We start from the raw sequence: 16,415 nt of genomic DNA, 5'->3' as shown, positions 1-16,415 counted from the left end.
TACACCTGCGGAAAGCTGGAGGCGTGCCGCAATCTGTCGATCAGCAAGATCGACGAAATGGACAGGCGGGTGCCCCCGGGAGATCGGTGGGCGCAGATCCGCTTCTATTAGATGGCTTCGCGACGCAGCTTGCGACGCTCGCGCTCTGAAAGTCCACCCCAGATGCCGAAGCGCTCATCGTTCTCGAGAGCGTATTCGAGGCACTCAGCGCGCACCTCGCAGCTCTCGCAGATGCGCTTCGCTTCACGGGTGGATCCGCCCTTTTCAGGGAAGAAAGCTTCAGGGTCGGTCTGGGCACAGAGCGCGTCACCCTGCCAAGCAAGAACTTCGTCTTCCTGGCGGATGCCCGGCATACCGAGCAGAACCGGATCTACGTACCAATCACCCGGGATGTGAGCGCGCGCTGGTGTCGTCATCTGTACATCTCCTCCGGGTAAAACTTATTTCCGATCCACGTCATCGTGGGTCGTCAATAATTACACCGTTGTGATTCAGATAAGTCAAGTCCGAAAGTGTAAACCGTGGTTCGCGAATTCTTAGGCTTTGCGAGGCTGCGTGTCGTCAATATGCGCCATAGAATGACAGACATGTCTGAATTTCTGCGCGTTGCATCGGTAAACGTCAACGGCATTCGTGCCGCTTTCCGTAAGGGCATGGGCGAGTGGCTCGACGCAAGTGGCGTCGACGTACTCGCGCTCCAGGAGGTACGTGCTCAGGACGAGCACCTGCAGGAATTCCTTGGTGAACGTGGTTGGCATTGGCTCCACGATCCGTGTGAAATCAAGGGTCGCGCGGGCGTTGCGATCGCAAGCCGGGTGCCTGCAACCGCTCACCGCATTGGCCTCGGTGCCGCCGATGAGCAGGAGACGATTCAGTCGTCAGGCCGCTGGATTGAGGCTGATTTCCCCCTCGGCGACACGACCATCACGGTCATTAGCAACTACACCCACTCAGGCGAGGTCGGTACCCCGCGTCAGGACGCAAAGTTCGCGTTCCTTGAGGCGATGGGTAAGCGTATGACCGAACTCGAGAATGAGTACCAGAACGTCGCAATCGTGGGCGACTTCAACGTTGGCCACCGCGAGTTCGACATCAAAAATTGGAAGGGCAACGTCAAGAAGTCGGGCTTCCTTCCTCAGGAACGCGCATTCTTCGACCGCTACTTCGGCGCGCGCGGCGAGACCGTCACCGGTGTTGACGGCTCAGAGGGTCCCGGCCTCGGCTGGGTCGATGTCGGACGCACCTTCGCCGGTGAGGTCGACGGCCCCTACACCTGGTGGTCAAACCGCGGGCAGGCATTCATCAACGACACCGGCTGGCGTATCGATTACCACGTCGTCACCCCCGAGCTCGCTGAACGAGTCGTCGACTACCGAGTCGACCGCTACCCCTCGTACGACGCCCGCTGGTCAGACCACGCGCCCGTCATCGCGGATTACCGCATCTAACGCGCACCGTCCTCCCGCGCCGCACGCAACAGTGTGGGGCGCGGATCGCGAATCGCATCGCACCAAACTTTCGCAGCCGAATACATCGAGCATTAAGAAGCAGTAATGACTGAACAGAACACCCCCGCAAAGCCCGTCATCTTCTCGGGCATGCAGCCCTCGAGCGACTCGCTCCAGCTCGGCAACTACATTGGAGCGCTCAGCCAGTGGACCCAGATGCAGGAGGACTACGACGCATTCTTCTGCGTGGTGAACCTGCACGCAATCACCGTTCCGCAGGATCCTAAGGAGCTCGCAGCTCGTACCCGTCGCACCGCAGCGCAGTACATCGCAGCTGGCATCGACCCCGCGAAGTCGACCCTGTTCGTGCAGTCGCACGTTTCGGCACACGCTGAGCTGGCATGGCTCCTCAATACCCTCACCGGTTTCGGTGAGGCGAGCCGCATGACCCAGTTCAAGGACAAGACGCAGAAGAAGGGCATCGAGGCGTCGTCGGTTGGCCTCTTCACCTACCCGATCCTCATGGCGTCTGACATTCTCCTCTACCAGGCGAACGCTGTTCCCGTCGGTGAAGACCAGCGCCAGCACGTCGAGCTCACCCGTGATCTCGCGCAGCGCTTCAACTCGCGCTTCGGCGATACCTTCGTCGTGCCCGAGGCAGTCATCCCGAAGGGCTCGGCAAAGATCTACGATCTGCAGAACCCGACCGCGAAGATGTCCAAGTCTGCCGAGACCGAGGCCGGCCTCATCAAGGTGCTCGACCCGTCGAACGTGACGACCAAGAAGATCATGCGCGCCGTCACCGACGACGAGGCTGAGATTCGTTTCGACCGCGAGGCAAAGCCTGGCGTCTCGAACCTGCTCACCATCTTCTCGGTACTCGGTAACCGCACTATCGAGTCGCTTGAGGAAGAGTTCGCTGGCCTCGGCTACGGCCACCTGAAGAAGGCAGTCGCAGAGGTCGTCGAGGCTGAGCTCGCTCCCGTGCGTGCGCGCACCGAAGAGCTGCTCGCTGACCCCGCTGAGCTCGATCGCCTCCTCGCAGGTGCGGCTGACCGCGCGAACGAGGTCGCACAGGCTTCGCTCAACCGCGCATACGACGCGATGGGCATCCTGCGCCGTTAAGATCGGCAGCTGGCCAAAGGGTGGTGCGCGGGGTTACTCGCGCACCACTCTTTTTATTCCCGTGATCCGCCACTTTTTCTGCGTTCCGCTCCAGGCAGAAATTTCCCCGCTCCCAGGTGGCAGCTACTACAGTGGAAAGCGTGTTCCGGGGTTGGTGAGATTCCAAACCGGCGGTGAAAGTCCGCGAGCACTCGCATCCTGCGGGTGTTGAACCGGTGAAATTCCGGTGCCGACGGTAGTAGTTCGTAAGTGTGCGGGCTTAGTCCGGATGAGAGGAACGCAGCCCGTCGGCGACCCCGACGGCGTTCTGCGCACCCGGTCACGCTTGAGAAATGGCGGATTCGGATGATTGAGCAGACATCGCAACGCACTGTCGTTGATGCGATGCAGCGTGCGCTCACAATCGCAGCACGTGGCCCCGCCGAGAACGCAAACCCGCAGGTAGGATGCGTCTTCATCGACGCCGATGGCCGCATCATCGCTGAGGGCTGGCACGAGGGTGCGGGCACCCCGCACGCAGAGACATCAGCGCTCGCTCGCATTCCTGCCGAGTGGCGCGATCGCATGGCCGAGTTGACCGCTGTGGTCACGCTCGAGCCATGCAACCACACCGGCCGCACCGGCCCGTGCGCTGTGGCGCTCGCTGATGCCGGAGTTGGCGCGGTCGTATATGCGCTGAAAGATCCCGGGGAGACCGAGGGCGGCGGATCCGCAACGTTGCGAGCAGCCGGCATCAGCGTGACCGGCGGTGTCCTCGCCGCTGAGTCGCAGGCATTGCTGCGCGGCTGGCTCGCCCGCCAGGGGGCAGCTGCGGCGAGCGCGCAGGCAGCGTCGCATGGCGAGGAGTCGGCGGCTGCGGCCGCGATCCGCACCCCGCGTGTGATGGTGAAGTGGGCGCAGACCCTCGACGGTCGTGCCGCGGCGGCTGACGGTTCGAGTCAGTGGATCACGGGCGCGGAGGCGCGCGCTGATGTGCACGTTCGGCGGGCGCAGGCTGACGCAATTCTCGTGGGTACAGGAACGTTACTCGCTGATGATCCGTCGCTGACGGCGCGCGCCGCTGATGGTTCGTTGCTGGTTCCTGCCGCTGAGCAGCCAATTCCGGTTGTGCTTGGGCGGCGCGAGATTCCGGCTGGGGCGAAGATCTTGGATCATCCGGCGCTTGTTGGACACGGTCTTGCGGCACCGATCCGCCTCACTGGCGAAGACCTCGCGGCTGACTTCGCGGAGCTTGCAGCGCGCGGCATCACCTCGGTCTTTGTCGAGGGCGGCCCCAAGGTTGCGAGCGCGATCATCGCGGCCGGGCTCGCAGACGAGGTGCTCGTCTATGTCGCTCTCGCGCTACTCGGCGGCGAAAAGCTCGCGGTCGGCGACCTCGGTATCACGTCGATGGCAGGCATCGTTCGCCTCAACCGCCCCCAGATTTCACAGCTTGGCGATGACCTCCTCGTCACCGCCGCGCTGACCACCAACACAGAGGAGAACTGATCATGTTCACCGGACTCATTGAGGAAATCGGCGAGATCGTCGACATCTCCCCCGTGGGTGACTCGCTGCGCCTCACCATCGCTGGCCCGCTCGTCACCTCGGATGCCACCCACGGCGCATCCATCTGCGTCTCGGGCGTCTGCCTCACCGTCATCGAACAGGGTGCCACCGCGGATGGCCGCGGCACATTCACCGCAGATGTGATGGCGCAGTCGATCCGCATGTCGGCGCTCGGCGACCTCACGGTCGGCAGCCGCGTGAACCTCGAGCGTGCAGCCCGCCTCGATACCCGCCTCGGCGGACACATCGTGCAGGGCCACGTCGACGGCACTGCCACGCTCCTCTCGATTACGCCAGAAGACAACTGGAAGACGTACCGTTTCGCGAGTGGCGCTGAGCTCGCTCCGCTGCTTGTGGACAAGGGTTCCGTGACGCTTTCGGGAACGTCACTCACTGTCTCAAACATCTCGCCAGCAAGCGACGCGGATCAATGGTTTGAGGTTTCGCTCATTCCTGAGACGCTTGTAGCAACCATTCTTGGCGCGCTCACTCCCGGTGACCGCGTCAACGTCGAAACTGACATCATCGCCCGCCACGTCGCGCGCATGCTCCAGTTCGACCGCCCGGTCCACGAACTTCCCTCTTCCATCACCACCAACGAAGGATCCCTCTCATGAGCATCCCTGGTATCTCCACCATCGAAGAAGCGATTGCAGCGATCAAGGACGGCCGCCCCGTCATCGTCGCTGACAACGAGAACCGTGAGAACGAGGGCGATGTCATCCTCTCGGCTGAGCTGGCGACCCCCGAGTGGATCGCGTGGACCGTGCGTTGGTCGTCGGGTTTGCTCTGCGCGCCGATGTCGAATGAGATCGCGAACCAGCTCGACCTCCCCATGATGGTGGAGCGCAATGAAGACGTGCGCAGCACCGCGTACACCGTTACCGTCGATGCGGCTGAGGGCGTCACCACCGGCATCAGCGCGAGTGACCGCGCGCACACCCTGCGCACCCTCGCGAACCCCGACTCGTCGCCGACGAGCGTGAACCGACCCGGCCACGTGCTTCCGTTGCGCGCAGTTGACGGTGGCGTGCGCGTGCGCGATGGCCACACCGAGGCCGGCGTCGAGCTCATGCGCCTCGCTGGTCTGCGCGAGGTCGCAGTGATCGCCGAGATCGTCGCAGAAGACGGCGAGATGATGCGCCTGCCCGGCCTCGTGGAGCTTGGCAACCGCGAAGGCGTGCCGGTCATCACGATCGAACAGCTCATCGCGTACCTCAACGAGCACGACCCCGAGGGCTGCCCAGCCCCCGCAGATCGTCACAGCCGTCGCGTCAGCCGCCGCGCTGACACTCTGCTGCCGACGTCGCACGGTGACTTCCGCACTCTTGCGTACCGCGACCGTCGCACGGGCGTGGATCACCTCGCACTTGTCGCACTCAACGCCAAGGGTGAGCTCCCCGGCAAGGACGCGCTCGTACGCGTCCACTCGGAATGCATCACCGGTGAAGCCTTCGGCTCGCTGAAGTGTGAGTGCGGCCCGCAGCTCGAAGCAGCAATGGATCGCGTGCACGAGGAAGGTGGCGTCGTCGTCTACCTGCGCGGCCAGGAAGGTCGTGGCATCGGCCTCGCGAACAAGCTGCGCGCGTACCAGCTGCAGGAGCAGGGCGTCGACACCCTCGACGCGAACGTGCGACTTGGCCTCCCTGCTGACGCACGCGACTACACCGCGGCCGCAGAGATCTTCGCTGATCTCGGGATCCCCTCGGTACGCCTGCTCACGAACAACCCCGACAAGGTCGCGCAGCTCGAGGAACACGGCATCGTCGTGTCAGAGCGCGTCCCCCTCGTCGTCGGTGTGAACGAAAAGAACATCGGCTACCTCAACGCGAAGCGTGACCGCATGGGTCACCAGCTTCCCGACTCGATCTAAGCCGCCGACCCGATTTCTAAGGAGTAATTATGAGTGGCGCAGGAGCACCTGACCTTCGTGTAGACGCAACCGGCCTCCGGGTCGCCGTCATCGCGGGCAGCTGGCACCAGGAGATCATGAACGATCTCATCAAGGGTGCGCACGAGACCATCATGGGCATGGGCGCGGATCACACCCTGTTCCGCGTGGGAGGCGCTTTCGAGTTGCCTCTCGCCGCGCAGGCTGCGCTCACCCCTGCTGAGCAGGGTGGCGGCGGCTTCGATGCAGTCGTGTGCCTCGGCATCATCATTCGTGGCGGTACCCCGCACTTCGATTTCGTCGCGAACGCTGTAACCGACGGTCTCACCCGCGTGCAGCTCGATACCGGCCGCCCGGTCGGCTTCGGCATCCTCACGACCGACAACGAGCAGCAGGCCATCGACCGCTCAGGCGCACCTGGCGCTCCCGAGTCGAAGGGCAAGGAGGCAGCTGAGGCGGCACTTCACCTCGCGGTGACCGCACGCCGCATCCGCACCGAGGGGCCGACAATGCGGCTCGTCCCTGGCACGCCCCAGGGCTAAGCTCGGTCACATGAATTCGAGAGCGCGCAACGTTGCACCGCACTGGCGAGCACTTGCCACCGCACTGGCCGCGGGTGCACTCACGGTAGCGTGCACGCTCTCACTCACGGCGTGCGCTGAGTCTGACTCAGTGCACGCCGCTGGCGTCTCTACAGCCGGTGCCGCCGCCGCTACCGCCGCTCCCGATCAGCTGCCGAAGGGAGCGACGCCCGACTACCAGCTCGGCGGCGCGTATACGCCGGCGACCGGGGTCGGCATTGTGGGGCGTGATCGTTCGGATCCGCCAGCCAAGGGCGTCTATTCCATTTGCTACGTGAACGGTTTCCAGACCCAACCTGGCGAGCTGGAGTCGTGGCCGAAGAGTCTGCTGTTGCAGCGCGGTGGCAAGCCGGTCTACGACCCGGCCTGGCCCGACGAAGTCATCCTCGACACTTCGACCGCGACAGCGCGCGCTGGGATCTTGAAGCGCGTGAAGCCGTGGATCGAGCAGTGCGCGAAAGACGGCTACGCCGCGGTCGAATTCGACAACCTCGACACATTTGAGCGCTCTCACGGGGCGCTCAAGCAGTCACACAACGCGGCACTCGCGAAGTCATTCGTACAGGTCGCGCACAAGGCCGGCCTCGCGGCAGGTCAGAAAAACGCGCCGGCCTATGCGGCCTCCTTGAAGAAGTCGGCCGGCTTCGACTTTGCCGTCGCCGAATCGTGCGGCGCATACAACGAGTGCGACTTCTACACGAAGGCCTACGGCTCGCAGGTGATCGACATTGAGTACCCGGAGGGACTCAGAGACGCAGGCGTCACCTTCGCGAAGGTCTGCAAGGCGCAGGGCACTCCCAAGTGGATGGTGCTGCGCGACCGCGATCTCACGACCCCCGGGTCGAAGGGGTATCGCTTCCAGAAGTGTCAGTGACGCCTCTGAGTTGAATCAGCTTTAGCGCTTCGGCTTCGGCTTCGGCACAAGGAACGCAGCGATCACGCCAATAAATGACACCACGGCGGCAGCTCCGAAGAGCGCCGAGAAGGTGCCCGTTCCCGGCGTTCCGACAGCTGTCAGACCCACGGTGGTGAGCACAAGCGTGGCGATCGGAGTGCCAAGCGCAGAGCCCACCGTGCGCAGCACGCCGTTCACTCCAAGCGCGGCGCCCAGACCAGCCGCGGGTACATTGCCGGCAATGAGTTCGGCGATAACAGCAAACCCAATCCCGTTCCCCAGGCCAATGAGGCTGAAGAACACTACGATGACCCACAGTGACTCGGGTCGAACCGCAACCCCCGCGCCGCCAACAAGCATTACCCCGAGTGCGAGTGCCGCAATTCCACGCCCGCTCATGCGGCCGAGAAGCCAGGGCGTGAGCCGCCCACCAAGGAAGACCAGAATTGCTCCTGGCAAGAGCGCGACACCGGTAGCGGTGACGCCGAGCCCGTGGCCGACGCCGTGCGCGGGCGACGCCTGCAACAGTACGGGCATTCCAACGTAAAACACGTACGGAATGAAGCCGAGGAAGACAGTCAGCAGGTTCGTGGCGGCGAGCGCCCGGTGTGTGACCAGGCGCGGATCCACCAGGGGCGCTGCGACACGACGCTCAACGAGCACGAGCGCGACCAGGCTAATGACGGCGACTACGGCCAACCCGAGGATGATAGGTGACCCCCAACCCCAGCTCGCTCCCTGTGATACCACGAGGAGAAGCGGCAGCAAGGTTGTCACCAGCAGCACGATGCCTGCCCAGTCGGGACGGGCATCTACTGCGGGCACAGTTGCACCTGGCACCTGCCAGATCACCAAGACGATGGAGAGCAGACCGAGTGCCCCGCCGACAATGAACAGCCAGGGCCAACTCAGGAAGTCAACCACTGCACCACCGACGACAAGTGCGAGCCCTGCCCCGAGCCCAAGCGTGCCTGACAGCCAGCCAATTGCGGTCGCCTGAGCACTTCCGACCAGCTGCAACCGCACAATCGCAACAGCGAGCGGGAATGATGCGGTGGCCGCACCCTGCAGCACTCGACCAGCAAGGAGCAGCGGCAACGTCGTGGCAATAGCCGCGAGGGCGGCACCCGCGACGAAGATCAGCATCGCCAGGATGAGGATGCGACGGTGTCCAAAGCGGTCTCCCAACGACCCGATGACCGGGGCAGCAATAGCACCGCTGAGCAGGTATGCCGTGAGAATCCATCCCGCGGTGGCGCTGTCGACCTGGAGTTCAGCGGCAAACACCGGAAGCGCAGGCACCAACAGCGTCTGCATCATTGAGAACGCGAGCACCGCCGACGCGAGCGCGAGGGTCAGGCCAGCGCGCGAAACTCGGGGCGCCGCAGATGGCACGAGTATCTGAGCAGTTTGCGTCGTCATTTTCACCTCTCAATTTCGGAACGGAATGTTACGTTCCGATTAGAAACAGTAACACCGAACTCGGTACTATGGAAACTATGACCGATGATGCCGGGACTCCACTCGCGGCCAAGCCCACCGCAGCCTCCGCACCATCAGAGACGCCAGCGGCCGCAACAGCGCCGCTCCGAGGTCGCGCACGTGAGGCCCGCGACAACGACCGCATCCTGCTGCAAGCAGCGCGTGAGGTCTTCGCCCAACGCGGCTGGCAAGCTCCCATGTCAGCGGTAGCCGAGCATGCAGGAATCGGCATCGCAAGCATCTACCGCAGGTTTCCCAGCAAGGACGACCTCGTACTGCGGCTGCGATCACTCGCCCTGTGCGAAGTGATCGAAGTCGCGCGGGCAAGCCTCACGGGTGTGGTCGCCACAGAGCCACTCACGCCCGGCCTCGCAAAAGCCGTCGAAGCCCATCAAGGTGTGAGCGCCGTGGCCCGCTTCCTTCGGCTCCACATCACCATGGCGACAGGTCCACTCACGGTCGGGTCTTGGCGCCAAGCGCTCACCTCACCCGAGATCGAGCAGAACACTGGCGAGTTGCGATCCGCACTCGATGCCCTCATTGCACACGACGCCGAGGCCGGGTACGTCCCCCAGAATTTCACCGCGGCCGACCTCATGCTCGGCGTCGTCCATTTGCGGCCAAATCTTCCGACCAGCATTGAGCGCGCCACTGAAATCCACACGCGCCATCTTGAGCTCTATCTGCTCGGTCTCGCAGCCACTGCTGCAACCCCATCCCTCGTAAGTGGTTTCGGAGCAACTTGGAACGAATGGCTCTCCTTCCACACCGTTGAAGACTCCGCGTAAGCACCCACTCCCCACGCACCAGCACGCAACTCGCATCTCGTTTCCGTCACGAGTGACGAAGGTGTGTCATTCTCGGGCTCGCACCCAGCGGTCTGGCGTAAAGTATTGGGGTGGCTGAAACATCTGATGTAACCGCTCCCGGGTCGACCAACGAATCACCGAACGCTTCGTCGAAGCGTTCGCGTCGAGGCGCATCGAGGCCCGGCCGCAGCGCTTCGTCGCAGCCGCGCGGACCGCGCGCTTCGTTCAAGGAGCTCATCCCCTATCTTTTCGAGCAGCGCAAGCTTCTCATTGTGGCGCTCGTACTCGGCATCGTCGCCGCGATCGCCTCTCTCGTACAGCCTCCGATGCTCGGCCTCATCATCAACAAGGTGCAGGCGGGCGAAGCCCTCGGTGGCCTTCTCGCCATCCTCACCGGCATCGTCGTTGTTGGCGCGATCCTCAGCGGCATCCAGCACTTCGTCCTGCAGCGCATGGGTGAGGGCGTGGTGCTCACGAGCCGCAAGCGCCTTATCGCGAAGATCATGAACCTGCCGATCTCGCAGTTCGATCAGCGTCGCACGGGCGATCTGGTCTCCCGCGTGGGCAGCGATACGACGCTGCTGCGCGCGGTCCTCACGCAGGGCCTTGTCGAGGCAATCAGCGGCCTCCTCGTCTTCGTGGGTGCGCTCATCGGCATGCTCGTCATCGATCCCGTGCTGTTCGGCATGACCTTCGCGGTCATCGTCGTCGCACTCATCACCGTTGTGCTGATTTCGGGCCAGATCCGCCCGGCTGTTGCCCGCTCGCAGGAGAAGGTCGGCGACCTCGCCGCCCAGGTTGATCGTTCGATTTCGTCGATCCGCACCATTCGTGCCGCCGGCGCGACCGAGCGCGAAGAAGCCGCAACCGTCAAGGACGCGACCGAGGCGTACACACTCGGCCTCAAGGTCGCGAAGATCTCGGCCTTCATCGTGCCGATCTCGTTCCTCGCGATGCAGCTCTCGTTCCTGATTGTGCTCGGTCTCGGCGGCTACCGTGTCGCGTCGGGTGCGATCTCGATCGCGCAGCTTGTCACGTTCATCATCTTCCTGTTCCTCATGGTTATGCCGCTCGGCCAGGCCTTCGGCGCGATCTCGGCGGTCAACCAGGCACTCGGTGCGCTCGGCCGTATCCAGGAGATCACGGCGCTCGAGACCGAGACTGAACGGGACGCGGATCGTTCACCCACTGGCCAAATCGTCCCGCTCGCGACCGTGAGCGATGACGCCGCTCCCGCGATCCGCTTCGAGGATGTCCACTTCAACTACCGCTCGGCAGCGCCCGAGCGCGCAGATGCCCGCGATCTCGTGCGCTCGTCGGGCCGCGGCGCCCGCCGCGACATGGAAGCGGCCCCGGCCACCATCGTTGAGACCCCGGTGCTGCACGGCGTCACCTTTGATGTCCCGCGCGGATCACGCGTCGCCCTGGTCGGCCCCTCGGGCGCCGGCAAGTCAACCATCCTTGGCCTCATCGAACGCTTCTACGACCCCGCAGCTGGCGCCGTCGCCCTGCACGGCGCAGACCTGCGCTTGCTCGACCGCCGCGAGCTGCGCTCGCAAATGGGCTACGTCGAACAGGATGCGCCAGTGCTCGCAGGCACCCTGCGCGACAACCTGCGTCTTGCGTCGCCCGACGCGTCCGACGCCGCGTGCGAGCGCGTGCTGCGCGCCGTCAACCTTGGCGGCCTGCTGGATCGCACGCAGGAGCAACTCGACCGCGGCACCGTGCCCGCGCTCTCGTCGGTGCTCGATCTGCCCGTCGGCGAGAACGGCATCATGCTCTCAGGTGGTGAGAAGCAGCGTCTCGCGATCGCGCGCGCACTGCTCACCGCTCCCCCGATTCTGCTGCTCGACGAGTCAACCGCGTCGCTTGACGGCGTGAACGAGCGACTCATGCGCGAGGCCCTCGACTCAGTCTCGACCGGTCGCACCCTCATCGTCATCGCGCACCGTCTCTCGACGGTCGTCGACTCAGACAAGATCATCGTGCTCGATGGCGGCAAGGTCGTCGGCGAGGGTACCCATGCTGAGCTCGTCGAGTCGACTCCGCTCTACCGCGAGCTCGCGCAGCACCAGCTGCTCGTGCCGAAGGACGAGGCGTAAGCTTCCGGCTACGTGAATGGGCGCCGCACAGGTTTTCTGTGCGGCGCCCATTCGTTTACGTGCTCGAGGGTGGCTACTTGATGGTGCGACCGATCCGCCACGAACCAAGCGCGGTGAACACGATCGCGATGATCGCAAGGCCCGCGATGGCCCACACCGGCTCGACTGCGCTGTCACCGATGTGGAGCGTGAAGCCGTAATAGTCGCCGATTGCGGTGCGCGCTTCGCTGATGCCATGGGTCATCTCGTCGAGTGCGCCACCGGCGAGCGGCTCGCGCAGCAGCATCGCACCCCAGGAGAATGGCAACGCGTTGATGGTGTTTGTGATGCCGGTCGATAGCAGACCAACAGGAAGGTATGCTCCCGCAAGGAAGCCGAGGAGCGTTCCCACGATCGTGCTGAAGGCCGTGTAGCCACCGGTCGAGTTGATGAAGGTGAGCACGAACGATGAGATCGCCGCAAACGCGACCGACATCAGCACGATAAGACCAAAGGCTGCCAACAGGCTGCCAAACGCGGGAATGCTGCCGTACATAATCGCCACGAGCGCCGCACCGACGATAAGCACGAGCGTACTCATCACGGTTGCAATGATCACTGCTGACAATTGGTAGCCCAGGATCAGTTTTGATTCGTGGATCGGGGAAACCCTAAAGTCGTCCAGCCGGCCAGACACCCGGTCATCGATATAGATGCCAAGCGCGCCAAGACCCGTCGAGAACGTCGTGATCATGACGATGCCTGCGTAGACCCAGCTACTCACGAAGTAACCGATCTCAGCATCGGTGGTTTGCGGTGGCATGGATTCGCGCAGAGATTCGATCTGCAGCTGGCCAAGGAAGAGGAAATACAGCATCAGCAACAGAATCGACGACAGCATCGAGAAGAAGACAGCCGTCCGATCACGCGTGTAGCTCAGCAGGTTGCGCCTGACGAGTGCGCCGAGGGTGTTCATGCGACGCCTCCGTTTTCGGTGAAGTGCAGGAAGACATCTTCCATCGAGCCCTGCGTAACCTGGAAGTCGCTCACTTTGCCATCGAGTTCGTTGAGGATCTCGAGGGCGGTCGCAGAGTCAGGGACCGGCGTGACAAACGAGCCGCCCTTTTGCTTCCATCGAGGCTCGCCGAGTCTGCGCTCAAGGACCGTCTGGATGGTCTGCTGGCTATCAGGGGTCTGCGCCGCCGGCAGCAGCGTCAGTTCGGGCTGCGAGTACTTCGCGCGAAGCTCCATCGGGCTGCCCTCCACGAGCACCCGGCCGCGGTCGATAATGAGCGCGTGATCTGCGGCCTCGGTCTCGTGCATGTAGTGCGTCGTAAGCACGACGGTAAGTCCAAAGTCGGTGCGCAGGCGCTTGATCACCCGCCACACTTGGTCGCGACTCTGCGGGTCGAGACCAGCAGTCGGCTCATCAAGGAACAATACGCGCGGGGTGTTCATGAGCGCCCTGGCGATATCCGCTCGACGCTTCTGCCCACCGGAAAGGACGCCGTAGCGCCGCTTCAGGAACTCTCCGAGGCCAACAAGCTCGGCGAGCTCATCGATCCGCGCATCTGGGACTCCATAGAACTTCGCCCGCAACCGGAGGTTCTCTTCGACGGTCAGCAATGGATCGAGGCACGACTTTTGGAAGACGACGCCAATCCGATCGCGAATCTTGTGATCGTCAGCGCCCACACGAAGACCATCGACGGTGATCGTGCCAGAGTCGAAGCCGAGCAGCGTGGTCATACACGAGATTGCGGTGCTCTTGCCTGCGCCATTCGTGCCGAGGAACGCGTACAGCGAGTTCTCGGCGACCTCGAACGATAGGTCATCGAGCGCGGTGAATGCTTTGAATCTCTTCGTGAGGTGCTCTACCTGGATCACGCGTCTCCTTCAGACAGTTCTGCAATGAGCTTGCCCAACCTGTGGAGCGAGACCACGGTTTCTTTTGAGTTTTGCAGGTCGACGGCATTGCGTCAACGGTTGCAGCAGGCAAGCACGAGGTGGAACGGGAGTGTTGTCGCGATGCCCGTCAGGATTCGGGCGCCTGCGTTCCCATGGGGCCCTCCTGACGGCGCGTCTCTACCCCTTCACGATCTATCGAAACTCGGTAATCTCGTTTGTCGATGAAGTTCCCAGTGAAGCGAGGCTTCATCAAGCGGTCGGGAACGCGCGGATGCTCGCGAGCAGGCGCGGCGCATTTCGGTCGAACGCATTGCCACCGAACACAATGCCGAGCGCTGCGACGACGAGGCCCCAGATCACACCGACCGCCAGCGTCACCCAGCCGAGCACCGCCGATGACATCACGATACTCGCAATGCAGAGACCGACGATCGGCAGGCTGAGCAGGCCGGTGACACCAATGACGGCAAACACGGCGAGACCGTTCAAGAATGTCTGCCCCGGCACCGTCTTGAACGGGTTGTCTCCAGGAGCCGCAACCGGCATGACCATCAGCGCCGACGAGACCGCCGCGACACCAAAGCCAACGAAGAGCACCCCGACCGCCGTGCCAACCGCGGCCGCGAGGTACTCGGTGTACCCCGCCACGATGGGCGGGATGATGGCGAGCAGCAGAATCAGCGGGGTGATGACGATCGCTGAGGCAAGGAGCCGACCGGCCCGATCCGCGCGCCCGCGCATGCCCGTTGCCAAGACGGAAGCGAATGCCGTCCCGTCGTAGGAGACGTCGGTGTACGTCGCCGTGCACATCATGAACGCGGCGAAGACGCCTGAAAGAGCAAACGGGATGCTTTGCACGCCAGAAGTGAACAGCATGAGGATCGGGAACAGCGGGAGCACGATGAGCTGGCGCATGTAGCGCGGATCGCGCAGCCAGAACGTGAGCGACCGCGCCAAAGTCGCGCCGAACGGCCCGGTCGGCAGTTTGCCGAAGAGGCCGAGCTCGCCTGCCTTTGCGGTGTGCGTCGACTTCTTGGCTGGCGTACTGACGCGACGATCAAGCGTGTAGCCCCAGAGCAACCAGAGCGCGGCAATCGTCACAAGCGCAATCGCGAGTCGGGCAAGCGCGAGGAGCCAATTGCCCGCGAGCGCGTCACCGGGAACCGCCCAAATTGCCCCGATCGGCGTCCATTCCAGCACCCTGGTCAGCTGGGCGAATCGGCCAGCGAGGTCGGTCATATCGGACAGCACGGCCGTGACAGCAGTCATGATCGGCCCAGTCAAGATCAGCAGGAAGAGCGCGATCGTGCCGAGGAGTTCTTGCCATCTGCGACCACCGCTCGAAGCTGAGACCGCTCCAAGCAGACGGCTCGCGAGCACACACATGACGACGCCGATGAATGCGCAAGGCACCGCAATGATCGCAGAGATCGGCGAGCGCGACCAGGCAATGACGGTCGTGAGCGCTGCCAAGGTCGTGATGATGCCGGGAACACCGGTGAGGCCAGTGCCCATAAGCACCTGCATGACCTGCGTGCGAGAGAGGGGCAACGGAGCCAGGTGATCCGCGTCGACGGTTGAATCCATGCCAGCCGACACCAGTGGGCCGATGACCCAGCCGAGCGTGAGCGCGGCGCCACCAATCACGACGGCGGATCGCGTCGCATCAGCGTCAGCAAACACCAGCAGCCCGACCATGCCAGCTGCGGCGAGGAACAGGAGCCAGAGGCCACCGAAGATACCGAAGACGAGGCCGACGATGCGCCAGGGACTCCGGGTGAGGGTGTTTCCGAGAATTCGGAAACGGAGCTTTAGGATTGTCGCAACCACGTCGGCCCTTCCGAAGTGTGGCGGCCACCCACGAGTGAGAGAAAGCGCTCCTGCAGGGTCTCGCCCGCACGCACGTCATCAACCGTGCCTGCCGCGAGCAACTGCCCCGCAGCAATGATCGCGACGTGGTCACAGAGCCTCTGGACCAGATCCATCGAGTGGCTCGACACGATGACCGTGCCGCCGGACGCGGTGTAGCTGCGCAGTACGTCTTCAATGTTGGCAGCCGAGACCGGGTCAACGGACTCGAACGGCTCGTCGAGCACAAGCAGCTTCGGCGCGTGGACGAGCGCGCATGCGAGCGCAATCTTCTTCGTCATGCCGGCCGAATAGTCGGTGACCATCTTGCCTGCCGCTGCACCGAGATCCATCATGGCAATGAGGTCGGCTACGCGTTGGGGAATCTCTTCGCGCGGGACGCCAAAGATCATCGCTGTATATGTGAGCAGCTGCTCGCCGGTGAGCCGGTCGAACAGCCGGACCCCGTCGGCCAAGTTGCCGATCATTGCCTTCGCTGGAACCGGGTCTTCCCACACGTCTACGCCGTGGATCCAGGCACGCCCTGCATCGGGTCGCAGCAAGCCGGTCACCATCGACAGCGTCGTCGTCTTGCCAGCGCCGTTCGGGCCGACCAAACCGTAGCAGGAGCCGGTGGGCACCTCGAGGTCGATGCCTGCCACCACGAGGTTCTCCCCGAACTGCTTCACAAGCCCAGAGATGCGCAGGGCGGCCTCGCCCGATTGTCCCGATTGGTTACCCGTCATGCCATCAAGCCTAGTTTGGCGGCTGGACGACGATCAAGAGTGTGCGCTGACCT

Annotated in this window: 15 protein-coding genes and 1 riboswitch; of the genes, 9 read left to right on the top strand and 6 right to left on the bottom strand. The window is 63.5% G+C overall.

Translation table 11 applies throughout. The features are described from left to right. Positions 1–107 precede the first annotated feature (107 nt). The gene (locus ICL81_RS04170) at positions 108–416 is read right to left on the bottom strand and encodes a WhiB family transcriptional regulator (RefSeq protein WP_188023405.1); all 309 of its coding nucleotides are present in this window, start codon (positions 414–416) and stop codon (positions 108–110) included. Positions 417–587: 171 nt separating this feature from the next. Here ICL81_RS04170 and ICL81_RS04165 point away from each other — a divergent pair, with 171 nt between their 5' ends. The 7 genes from ICL81_RS04165 (at position 588) to ICL81_RS04135 (ending at position 7,467) form a co-directional block, all read left to right on the top strand. Beyond that, positions 588–1,448: an exodeoxyribonuclease III gene (locus ICL81_RS04165; protein ID WP_188033700.1), complete on the top strand. Its 861-nt coding sequence runs from the start codon at positions 588–590 to the stop codon at positions 1,446–1,448. A 105-nt stretch (positions 1,449–1,553) separates the two neighbouring features. Next, the gene (gene trpS, locus ICL81_RS04160; protein WP_188023407.1) at positions 1,554–2,573 is read left to right on the top strand and encodes a tryptophan--tRNA ligase; all 1,020 of its coding nucleotides are present in this window, start codon (positions 1,554–1,556) and stop codon (positions 2,571–2,573) included. 137 nt (positions 2,574–2,710) lie between these two features. Next, positions 2,711–2,857: riboswitch (FMN riboswitch) on the top strand. A gap of 61 nt (positions 2,858–2,918) precedes the next feature. Continuing rightward, complete coding sequence (gene ribD / locus ICL81_RS04155) at positions 2,919–4,061, top strand: bifunctional diaminohydroxyphosphoribosylaminopyrimidine deaminase/5-amino-6-(5-phosphoribosylamino)uracil reductase RibD (RefSeq protein ID WP_188033699.1); 1,143 nt, start codon at positions 2,919–2,921, stop codon at positions 4,059–4,061. A gap of 2 nt (positions 4,062–4,063) precedes the next feature. Beyond that, positions 4,064–4,738 (top strand): riboflavin synthase, encoded by a 675-nt coding sequence (locus ICL81_RS04150; RefSeq protein WP_188033698.1) that lies wholly within the window; start codon positions 4,064–4,066, stop codon positions 4,736–4,738. Further along, entirely contained in the window at positions 4,735–5,994 is a 1,260-nt protein-coding gene (gene ribA / locus ICL81_RS04145) for a GTP cyclohydrolase II (protein WP_188033697.1), read from the top strand. Before ICL81_RS04150 ends, ribA begins: the two co-directional genes overlap by 4 nt. Positions 5,995–6,023: 29 nt before the next feature. After that, complete coding sequence (gene ribH, locus ICL81_RS04140) at positions 6,024–6,554, top strand: 6,7-dimethyl-8-ribityllumazine synthase (protein WP_188033696.1); 531 nt, start codon at positions 6,024–6,026, stop codon at positions 6,552–6,554. 10 nt (positions 6,555–6,564) lie between these two features. Continuing rightward, positions 6,565–7,467 (top strand): endo alpha-1,4 polygalactosaminidase, encoded by a 903-nt coding sequence (locus tag ICL81_RS04135; protein ID WP_188033695.1) that lies wholly within the window; start codon positions 6,565–6,567, stop codon positions 7,465–7,467. Between the two features lie 21 nt (positions 7,468–7,488). Here the strand turns inward: ICL81_RS04135 and ICL81_RS04130 are convergent, their stop codons facing one another. After that, a complete protein-coding gene (locus tag ICL81_RS04130) occupies positions 7,489–8,910 on the bottom strand; it encodes an MFS transporter (RefSeq protein WP_188033694.1) in 1,422 nt (473 codons plus the stop codon). A gap of 77 nt (positions 8,911–8,987) precedes the next feature. Here ICL81_RS04130 and ICL81_RS04125 point away from each other — a divergent pair, with 77 nt between their 5' ends. Then, the gene (locus tag ICL81_RS04125; protein WP_188033693.1) at positions 8,988–9,758 is read left to right on the top strand and encodes a TetR/AcrR family transcriptional regulator; all 771 of its coding nucleotides are present in this window, start codon (positions 8,988–8,990) and stop codon (positions 9,756–9,758) included. Positions 9,759–9,862: 104 nt separating this feature from the next. After that, positions 9,863–11,881 carry an ABC transporter ATP-binding protein gene (locus ICL81_RS04120; protein ID WP_370566841.1) on the top strand — a complete coding sequence of 673 codons (2,019 nt, stop codon included), beginning with the start codon at positions 9,863–9,865 and terminating at the stop codon, positions 11,879–11,881. A 73-nt stretch (positions 11,882–11,954) separates the two neighbouring features. Here the strand turns inward: ICL81_RS04120 and ICL81_RS04115 are convergent, their stop codons facing one another. From ICL81_RS04115 to ICL81_RS04100, 4 genes are all read right to left on the bottom strand, one after another. Then, positions 11,955–12,836 (bottom strand): ABC transporter permease, encoded by an 882-nt coding sequence (locus ICL81_RS04115; RefSeq protein WP_188033691.1) that lies wholly within the window; start codon positions 12,834–12,836, stop codon positions 11,955–11,957. Further along, entirely contained in the window at positions 12,833–13,747 is a 915-nt protein-coding gene (locus tag ICL81_RS04110) for an ABC transporter ATP-binding protein (RefSeq protein ID WP_188033690.1), read from the bottom strand. Before ICL81_RS04110 ends, ICL81_RS04115 begins: the two co-directional genes overlap by 4 nt. A gap of 270 nt (positions 13,748–14,017) precedes the next feature. After that, a complete protein-coding gene (locus ICL81_RS04105) occupies positions 14,018–15,598 on the bottom strand; it encodes a hypothetical protein (protein ID WP_188033689.1) in 1,581 nt (526 codons plus the stop codon). Beyond that, a complete protein-coding gene (locus ICL81_RS04100) occupies positions 15,580–16,362 on the bottom strand; it encodes an ABC transporter ATP-binding protein (RefSeq protein ID WP_188033688.1) in 783 nt (260 codons plus the stop codon). Before ICL81_RS04100 ends, ICL81_RS04105 begins: the two co-directional genes overlap by 19 nt. Positions 16,363–16,415: the final 53 nt, after the last annotated feature.

It is taken from the genome of Leucobacter sp. cx-328, assembly GCF_014530035.1.
In the GTDB taxonomy this organism is placed as follows: Bacteria; Actinomycetota; Actinomycetes; order Actinomycetales; family Microbacteriaceae; genus Leucobacter.
The sequence above is the reverse complement of the archived record's forward strand: the minus strand, read 5'-3'. Positions and strand labels throughout refer to the sequence as shown.

Excerpts from the sequence above, each read along its gene's own strand:
- ICL81_RS04130 (WP_188033694.1), bottom strand. The coding sequence starts at position 8,910 with ATGACGACGCAAACTGCTCAGATACTCGTGCCATCTGCGGCGCCCCGA.
- ICL81_RS04150 (WP_188033698.1), top strand. The coding sequence starts at position 4,064 with ATGTTCACCGGACTCATTGAGGAAATCGGCGAGATCGTCGACATCTCC.
- trpS (WP_188023407.1), top strand. The coding sequence starts at position 1,554 with ATGACTGAACAGAACACCCCCGCAAAGCCCGTCATCTTCTCGGGCATG.
- ICL81_RS04165 (WP_188033700.1), top strand. The coding sequence starts at position 588 with ATGTCTGAATTTCTGCGCGTTGCATCGGTAAACGTCAACGGCATTCGT.
- ICL81_RS04135 (WP_188033695.1), top strand. The coding sequence starts at position 6,565 with ATGAATTCGAGAGCGCGCAACGTTGCACCGCACTGGCGAGCACTTGCC.
- ICL81_RS04170 (WP_188023405.1), bottom strand. The coding sequence starts at position 416 with ATGACGACACCAGCGCGCGCTCACATCCCGGGTGATTGGTACGTAGAT.
- ICL81_RS04125 (WP_188033693.1), top strand. The coding sequence starts at position 8,988 with ATGACCGATGATGCCGGGACTCCACTCGCGGCCAAGCCCACCGCAGCC.
- ribD (WP_188033699.1), top strand. The coding sequence starts at position 2,919 with ATGATTGAGCAGACATCGCAACGCACTGTCGTTGATGCGATGCAGCGT.
- ICL81_RS04100 (WP_188033688.1), bottom strand. The coding sequence starts at position 16,362 with ATGACGGGTAACCAATCGGGACAATCGGGCGAGGCCGCCCTGCGCATC.
- ribH (WP_188033696.1), top strand. The coding sequence starts at position 6,024 with ATGAGTGGCGCAGGAGCACCTGACCTTCGTGTAGACGCAACCGGCCTC.
- ribA (WP_188033697.1), top strand. The coding sequence starts at position 4,735 with ATGAGCATCCCTGGTATCTCCACCATCGAAGAAGCGATTGCAGCGATC.
- ICL81_RS04115 (WP_188033691.1), bottom strand. The coding sequence starts at position 12,836 with ATGAACACCCTCGGCGCACTCGTCAGGCGCAACCTGCTGAGCTACACG.